Source organism: Sphingopyxis sp., from assembly GCF_036675685.1.
Taxonomy (GTDB): domain Bacteria; phylum Pseudomonadota; class Alphaproteobacteria; order Sphingomonadales; family Sphingomonadaceae; genus Sphingopyxis.
This window is the reverse complement of the sequence record NZ_JAKFEM010000001.1, coordinates 25,415-32,338: the sequence shown is the minus strand read 5'-3', so window position 1 is coordinate 32,338 and position 6,924 is coordinate 25,415. Positions and strand designations below refer to the sequence as shown.

The following is a 6,924-nucleotide window of genomic DNA, read 5'->3' as shown; positions in this document are numbered from 1 at the left end:
TTTTTAGGGTCGACATTATCACCATAAGCCATTCAGGGACGACGCTCCTTGCTAGATCATCCTGACACCAATTCCCTGCCGACGGGTTCGGTTGCCAAATGCCCGGATGATTTCCGATGCGTTCCACAGACCCGGCGGCGCTGCGTTCGGCTTATTATGTTTTTGCCGGACGCTTCGCGGCCCGTCCTATCGCGGTGGCGGCAAGTTCGCAAACCCTTTATCAGCGGTTAATGTGCCCTGTCCCATGATGGGGTTTTGCACACCGCCACCGGTGTCAACAATGATGGAAAGAAGATTGACCATGCGCCTCCCCACCCCGGCCGCCATCGCCGGACTTTTGATCCTAAGCGTTGGAATTCCCAGCGTTTCGGCGATGCAGGCGGCGGCGCCCGCCGCCGCCGCCAGCCCCTTCAGCTACGCCGACGTCGCCGACCTGGCGACCGCCGCGCCGATGGCGCTTCACGCGCGTATATATAAGGCAACGGCACTCAAGCCCGATCGCGCGCCGGGAGTCGCGGCGGGTCATGCGCGATTCTATGTCGAGGCCGATGTGGTCAGCCTGATTCGCGGATCGGGGCCGCTCGCGGCGCGAATCTCCTATCTCGTCGACCTGCCGCTGGACGCGAAGGGCAAACCGCCGAAGCTCAAGAAGAAGCAGCCGGTCCTGCTCTTTGCCCGCCCCGTCGCGGGCGCGGCGGCGGGCAGCAGCAGCACCGGCAGCGTCCGGCTCATCGCCCCCGACGCCCAGCTGCCGTGGGACCCGGCGACCGAGGCGCAATTGCGCGCGGTCCTGACCGAACTCGTCAAGCCCGGCGCGCCGCCCGCGATCACCGGCATCGCCAATGGTTTCCACGTCCCCGGCACGCTGCCGGGCGAAGGCGAGACGCAGCTGTTCCTCGACACGCGGACGGGCGAGCCCGTGTCGTTGAGCATCCTGACCGCCGCCGACGGGTCGCGGCGCTGGGCCGCAGCGTTCGGCGAGATCGTCGACGGATCGGCCGCGGTGCCGCAGCGGGGTACATTGGCGTGGTACCGGCTCGCGTGCGGCCTGCCCCGCCAGCTCCCGCTCAACAAGTTGGCGGGGACCGCGCCCGAGGATCGCCGCAAGGCGGCGTCGGATTATGGCGTCGTGCTCGGTGCGCTCGGCGAATGCACGCGCACGCGCAAGCCGCCGGTCGCGGGGTAAAGATTTGCTTCGGCGCGCCTAAGCCGCACCGGGCTTGTTTCCGCCGTAAAAGCCGATAGGGCGCTCGCAACGGTGGGGCGAGGCTCCGCGCATTCTACGGAGTCCCCGCATGTCGCCTCATCCCGCCCCGAACGCCCCCCGGCCGCCGCTGCGCGTCGCGCTCGCCGGAATTGGCGTCGTCGGCGGCGGAGTCGTGCGGCTGCTCGAGACGAACCGCGACCTGATCGCGCGCCGCGCCGGACGCGCGATCGAGATCGTCGCGGTGTCGGCGCGCGACCGGCACAAGGACCGCGGCATCGACCTGTCGCCCTATCGCTGGGAAGACGATATGGACGCGCTGGTCGCGGCCGCAGATGTCGATGTCGTCGTCGAGATGATCGGCGGCGCCGACGGATCGGCGCTGACGCTGGCGCGCCACACGCTCGGCGCGGGCAAGGCGCTGGTCACCGCGAACAAGGCGATGATCGCGCATCACGGGCTCGACCTCGCGCGGCTTGCCGAGGAAAAGGACACGCCGCTGAAATATGAAGCCGCGGTCGCGGGCGGCATTCCCGTCATCAAGGCGATCCGCGAGGGCGCGTCGGCAAACGAGATCGCGCGCGTCTATGGCATCCTCAACGGCACCTGCAATTATATCCTGACGCGGATGGAGCGCGACGGCGCGAGCTTCGCCGACGCGCTCGCCGCGGCGCAGGCCGAGGGCTATGCCGAGGCCGATCCGACCTTCGACGTCGACGGCATCGACGCCGCGCATAAATTGTCGATCCTCGCCGCGCTCTGCTTCGGGACGCGGCTCGACATCGAAGCGGTGACCGCGAACGGCATCCGGAACCTGATCGCCGCCGACATCCGCGAGGCCGAAGCGCTCGGCCACCGCGTCCGCCTGATCGGCATGGCCGAGCGCGACGGCGCCAAAAACGGCGGCGCGCTGTACCAGCATGTCCAGCCGTGCCTCGTCCCCGCCGACCATCCGCTCGCCTATGTGCCCGGCGCGCTCAACGCCGTGGTCGCCGAGGGCAATTTCGTCGGCCGCCTGTTCTTCGAGGGCGCGGGCGCGGGCGCGGGGCCGACGGCGTCGGCGATCGTCGCCGACATCATCGACATCGCGCGCGACGAATATGGCCCCGCCTTTGCGATGCCGGTCGACGCGCTCGACCAGGCGCCCAAGGCCGACGCGGGCGCGCGCATCGGCAAACATTATGTCCGCCTGATCGTCGAGGACCGCATCGGCGTGCTCGCCGAGATCGCCACGGCCATGCGCGATGCCGGCGTCTCGATCGAAAGCTTCATCCAGCGTGGCACCGATGAGGAGGATGGCGTCGTCATCGTGCTCGTCACCCACGAGGGCCCGGCGAGCGCGCTCCATGCCGCGCTCGCGATCCTCGCGGCGTCGGACCATGTTATCGGCGCGCCGATGCACATGCCGATCCTGGCGCTCTAGCGCTCGGGCTCGGGCGGCGGCGTTCCTGTTTCGGGGTCGGTCGCGCGCTTCGCCATTTCATAGAGCGCGTTATATTCGGGACCGGGCTTGTACCGCCCGCCGAGCGACATCCAGTTGTGCGGCAATTTGTCGAGCGGAGTCGGGTTGAGGGTTGGCGCGGGCGGGATACTGTCCTTGGTCGACCGGCCCACCCCCGCGATCGCGCGCAATTCGGGTGACAGGCGGTGGCGTTCGGTGTCCGTCCCGCACACGTTGATCGAGCCGTCGTCGGCGGGTTTGCAACGCCGGATCGGGTCGACCATTTCCTTTGCCTTCGCCGCCGCCTCGTCGGCTTTGGACCTGGGCGGTGGGGGCGCCGGGGGGCCGACCATCTGCGCGATCGCGGACGGCGCCGTCATGCCAATGACACAGGCCGTCGCGACAGCGGCTCCGAATCGGGCGAAGCATCCTCGACAAGCGGTGCGGCGGGCCATATGGCGCCCACCATGCCCGACCGGGGCGCCAAGGCAAGACCAAAGACGGAGAGCAGCAGACATGACCGATACCGGCAGCAACCTCGACCGGGTGCTCGTGCTCGAAATGGTGCGCGTCACCGAAGCCGCGGCGATCGCCGCGGCGAAGCTGATCGGCCGGGGCGACGAAAAAGCCGCCGATGCCGCCGCGGTCGAGGCGATGCGCACCGCGTTCAACACGCTCTATATGGACGGCACCATCGTCATCGGCGAAGGCGAACGCGACGAGGCGCCGATGCTCTATATCGGCGAGAAGGTCGGCAGCGCGCCGGGCAAGGGTCCGAAGATCGACATCGCGGTCGATCCGCTCGAAGGCACGACGATCACCGCCAAGGCCGGCCCCAATGCGCTCGCCGTGCTTGCGATCGCCGAGGAAGGCTGCCTGCTCAACGCCCCCGACGTCTATATGGACAAGCTCGCGGTCGGCGCCGGCTATTCGCCGGACATCGTAAATTTCGGCAACAGCGTGCGCGAGAATGTCGAGGCGGTGGCGCGCGAAAAGGGCTGCGCGCCCGAAGAGATCATCGTCTGCGTCCTCGACCGTCCGCGCCACGAGGCGACGATCGCCGAGCTGCGAGCGATCGGCTGCGGCGTCGCGCTGATCCCCGACGGCGACGTCGCCGGCGTGATCGCGACGACCAACCCCGACACCAACATCGACATCTATATGGGCAGCGGCGGCGCGCCCGAGGGTGTGCTCGCCGCGGCAGCGCTGCGCTGCGTCGGCGGCCAGTTCAAGGGTCGCCTGCTCTTCCGCAACGACGACGAGCGGCTGCGCGCGAAGAAATGGGGGATCGAGGATCTCGACCGCGTTTACGACCTCGAGGACCTCGCCAAGGGCGACGTGATCTTCGCCGCGACCGGCGTCACCGACGGATCGCTGCTGCGCGGCGTCAAGCGCCGCCGCGACGGGGTGATGACCACCGAGACGGTGGTGATGCGCGCCTCGTCGGGGACGGTGCGCTGGGTCAAGGGCGAGCATCGCTCGCACTAAGATGCGCGCCGAGTTGCGTGTATGATTTCGCGGGAATGACGAGATTTAGGGAGCGTCTGCTCACCACCCTTGAGCGGACATTTCCTTCGCCGTCATCCCGGACTTGATCCGGGACCCATCCACGCGCCGTCTTTTGGACCCCGGATCAAGTCCGGGGTGACGAAGATTGTATAGATCATCCGGCGCTTGACCCTGACATCCTGACTGTATTATTATTACAATACAGTCAGGATGGTGAATGGCGCGCTCCTCAAAAGATTCCCGCCGCGAGTCCTTCGGCCAGCGCCGCACCCAGATCGCGCGCTTCGGCGAGGCGGCCCGCGGCAATCGTCTTGGGCGCGAGGATCGCTTCGGGCGTCTGCGCGTCGGTGTTGACGATGATGTGATCCGCCACCCGTTTGAGCCGCCAGCCCGTGGCGATGCGGTCGAGTTGGCGTTGGGCGTTCTCACCGTCGGAGCCGGCGCAGATGATCGTCGCATAGGGGCGGCCCTCGAGTTTCCCGAGGCAGGGATAATAGCTGCGGTCGAACATCTCCTTCATCGCGCCCGACAGCGCGGCGAGATTTTCGGGGCCGACGAAGAGATAGCCGCCCGCCGCAAGCAACAGGTCGGGCGTGACGTCCTCCACCGCGACAAGCCGCGCCGCCGTACCGCCACCTTCGGCCGCAGCCTTGGCGAGCGCTTTGCTGCCGCCGGTGCGGCTGTGCCAGACGATGAGGAGGTGCGGCGCGTCGGTCATGGGCCGATGCTTGCCAAGCGCCGGACCGCGGCGCAAGCTGCCCCGAAAATGAGGGGGAGAATATGATGCGCCGATTGACCTTGCTGCTGCTTGCCGGCGCCCTGCCGATCACCGCCATGGCGCAGGACGCCGCGAGCGAAGCGACGCGCACCGCGCAGGCCGAGCTGGCGAAGCGCCTGCCGCTCGACGACCCGCGCGACATGGCCAATGCGACGCGCGGCAAGATCGCCGAGATTGAGGGTGCCGTGATCACCGGCAAGGATGGCCGGGTCGTGTGGGACCGGCGCCCCTATGCCTTTCTCGCTGCCGAGAAGGCGCCCGACACCGTCAATCCGTCGCTTTGGCGGCAGGCGCGGCTGAACGCGGTGCACGGGCTGTTCGAAGTGGCTCCGGGTAAGATCTGGCAGCTGCGCGGTTACGATATTTCGGTGATGACGATCATTCGCGGTAAGTCTGGCTGGATCGTCGTCGACCCCTTGCTGTCCGAAGAGGCCGCGGCGGCGGGGTGGAAGCTGTTCGCCGACACGGTCGAGGCGAAGTCGGGCAAGCTGCCGATCAAGGCGGTGATCTTTTCGCACAGCCACAGCGACCATTTCGGCGGCGTCGGCGGCATCGCGACCCCCGAGCAGGTCAAGGAGGGCAAGATCCGCATCATCGCGCCGCACGGCTTTTCGGAGGAAGCGACCTCCGAAAATGTCCTTGCCGGCACCGCGATGGGACGGCGCGCGCTTTATATGTTCGGGTCGATCCTCGCCCCCGGACCCGCGGGGCAGGTCGATACGGGACTGGGGCCGAAGCTGTCGTCGGGCACGATCGGCTATATGGAGCCGACCGAGAGTGTCGCTGCGACCGGCGGCACATTGACGATCGACGGGCTGGCGTTCGACTTCCTCGACGCGGGCGGGACCGAGGCGCCGTCGGAGTTCGTCTTTTACATCCCCGCGTACAAGGCGCTGCACACGACCGAGGTCGTCACCCACACGCTGCACAATGTGCTGACGCTGCGCGGCGCGCAGGTGCGCGATGCGCTGCACTGGTCGAAGGTGATCGACGCCGCGCTGGTCCGCTGGGGCGGCAAGGCCGAGGTCGCGCTCGCGTCGCATCACTGGCCGACGTGGGGCGCGGGCGAGGTAAGCGCGCTGCTGACCAGCCAGCGCGACGCCTATCGTTATGTCCATGACCGCACGCTGTTTCTCGCCAACCGCGGCGCGACGCTGCACGAGCTTGCCGACCTGACCGCCGAGGCGCCGGTGCAGGGACAGGATTTCTCGACGCGCAACTATTATGGCACGCTCAATCACGACATGAAGGCGGTCTATCAGCGCTATTTTGGCTGGTGGGACGGCAATCCGGCGAACTTCAACCCGCTGCCCCCGGAACAGTCGGCGCCCAAATATGTCGCGCTCGCGGGCGGCGCCGACAAGCTGCTCGCGGCAGGGCGAGAGGCGATCAAGGCGGGCGATTATCGGTGGGCGGCCGAGCTTTTAAACAAGCTGGTCTTTGCCCAGCCCGACAACAAGGCGGCGCGCGCGGCGCTCGCGTCGGCCTATGACCAGATGGGCTATCAGGCCGAATCGGGGGCGTGGCGGAACTATTATCTCGCCGGTGCGGCAAGCCTGCGCGGCAATGCGGTGCAGGGCACATCGGCGGGCGGACAGAGCCGCAGCTTCGTGAGCGCAATCCCGACCGCGGTGTTTTTCGACGCGCTCGCGACGCGCTTCGACGCGGCCAGGGGCGGCGGCTTGAAAGGCACCTTCCAGTTCGTGCTGCCCGACAGCAAGGAGACGGTGGCGGTCGTCGTCGGCGGCGGGGTCGAGGTGCCGCGCTATGGCATGACCGACCCCGCGCCGACCGCGACGATCACCATCGACCGCAAGACGCTCGACGATGTGATGCTCGGGCAGGCACAGTTCCCCGCGCTGCTGCAATCGGGCGCGATCCGGATCGACGGCGACCGCACGGCGTTCCTGTCGTGGTTCGCGCTCCACCCGCCCGCCGACCCGCGCTTCAATGTGGTTGTGCCTTGATGCCCCGAACGACTAACGGAGGAAC

General features: G+C 67.7%; 6 protein-coding genes. 4 read left to right on the top strand and 2 right to left on the bottom strand.

Going from position 1 to position 6,924, the window contains the following annotated elements:
• Positions 1–301: 301 nt before the first annotated feature.
• Together V6M50_RS00155 and V6M50_RS00150 are read left to right on the top strand one after the other, a co-directional pair.
• Entirely contained in the window at positions 302–1,186 is an 885-nt protein-coding gene (locus V6M50_RS00155) for a hypothetical protein (RefSeq protein WP_332816504.1), read from the top strand.
• Positions 1,187–1,295: 109 nt separating this feature from the next.
• On the top strand, positions 1,296–2,627 hold the full coding sequence (locus V6M50_RS00150; protein ID WP_332816502.1) for a homoserine dehydrogenase: 1,332 nt from the start codon (positions 1,296–1,298) through the stop codon (positions 2,625–2,627).
• Here V6M50_RS00150 and V6M50_RS00145 read toward each other — a convergent pair.
• The gene (locus tag V6M50_RS00145; RefSeq protein ID WP_332816501.1) at positions 2,624–3,025 is read right to left on the bottom strand and encodes a hypothetical protein; all 402 of its coding nucleotides are present in this window, start codon (positions 3,023–3,025) and stop codon (positions 2,624–2,626) included. The genes V6M50_RS00150 and V6M50_RS00145 overlap by 4 nt on opposite strands.
• 136 nt (positions 3,026–3,161) lie before the next feature.
• Between V6M50_RS00145 and glpX the strand changes: the two genes are divergently transcribed.
• On the top strand, positions 3,162–4,133 hold the full coding sequence (glpX, locus tag V6M50_RS00140; RefSeq protein ID WP_332816500.1) for a class II fructose-bisphosphatase: 972 nt from the start codon (positions 3,162–3,164) through the stop codon (positions 4,131–4,133).
• Positions 4,134–4,383: 250 nt separating this feature from the next.
• On the opposite strand, the gene V6M50_RS00135 is transcribed toward glpX, so the two are convergent.
• Positions 4,384–4,872 carry a flavodoxin family protein gene (locus tag V6M50_RS00135; RefSeq protein WP_332816499.1) on the bottom strand — a complete coding sequence of 163 codons (489 nt, stop codon included), beginning with the start codon at positions 4,870–4,872 and terminating at the stop codon, positions 4,384–4,386.
• Between the two features lie 62 nt (positions 4,873–4,934).
• On the opposite strand from V6M50_RS00135, the gene V6M50_RS00130 reads away from it, so the two are divergent.
• A complete protein-coding gene (locus tag V6M50_RS00130) occupies positions 4,935–6,899 on the top strand; it encodes an alkyl/aryl-sulfatase (protein WP_332816498.1) in 1,965 nt (654 codons plus the stop codon).
• Positions 6,900–6,924 lie beyond the last annotated feature (25 nt).

What these genes read in the sequence shown, in the direction of transcription:
- glpX (WP_332816500.1), top strand. Translation starts at nt 3,162, where the DNA reads ATGACCGATACCGGCAGCAACCTCGACCGGGTGCTCGTGCTCGAAATG.
- V6M50_RS00130 (WP_332816498.1), top strand. Translation starts at nt 4,935, where the DNA reads ATGATGCGCCGATTGACCTTGCTGCTGCTTGCCGGCGCCCTGCCGATC.
- V6M50_RS00150 (WP_332816502.1), top strand. Translation starts at nt 1,296, where the DNA reads ATGTCGCCTCATCCCGCCCCGAACGCCCCCCGGCCGCCGCTGCGCGTC.
- V6M50_RS00145 (WP_332816501.1), bottom strand. Translation starts at nt 3,025, where the DNA reads ATGACGGCGCCGTCCGCGATCGCGCAGATGGTCGGCCCCCCGGCGCCC.
- V6M50_RS00155 (WP_332816504.1), top strand. Translation starts at nt 302, where the DNA reads ATGCGCCTCCCCACCCCGGCCGCCATCGCCGGACTTTTGATCCTAAGC.
- V6M50_RS00135 (WP_332816499.1), bottom strand. Translation starts at nt 4,872, where the DNA reads ATGACCGACGCGCCGCACCTCCTCATCGTCTGGCACAGCCGCACCGGC.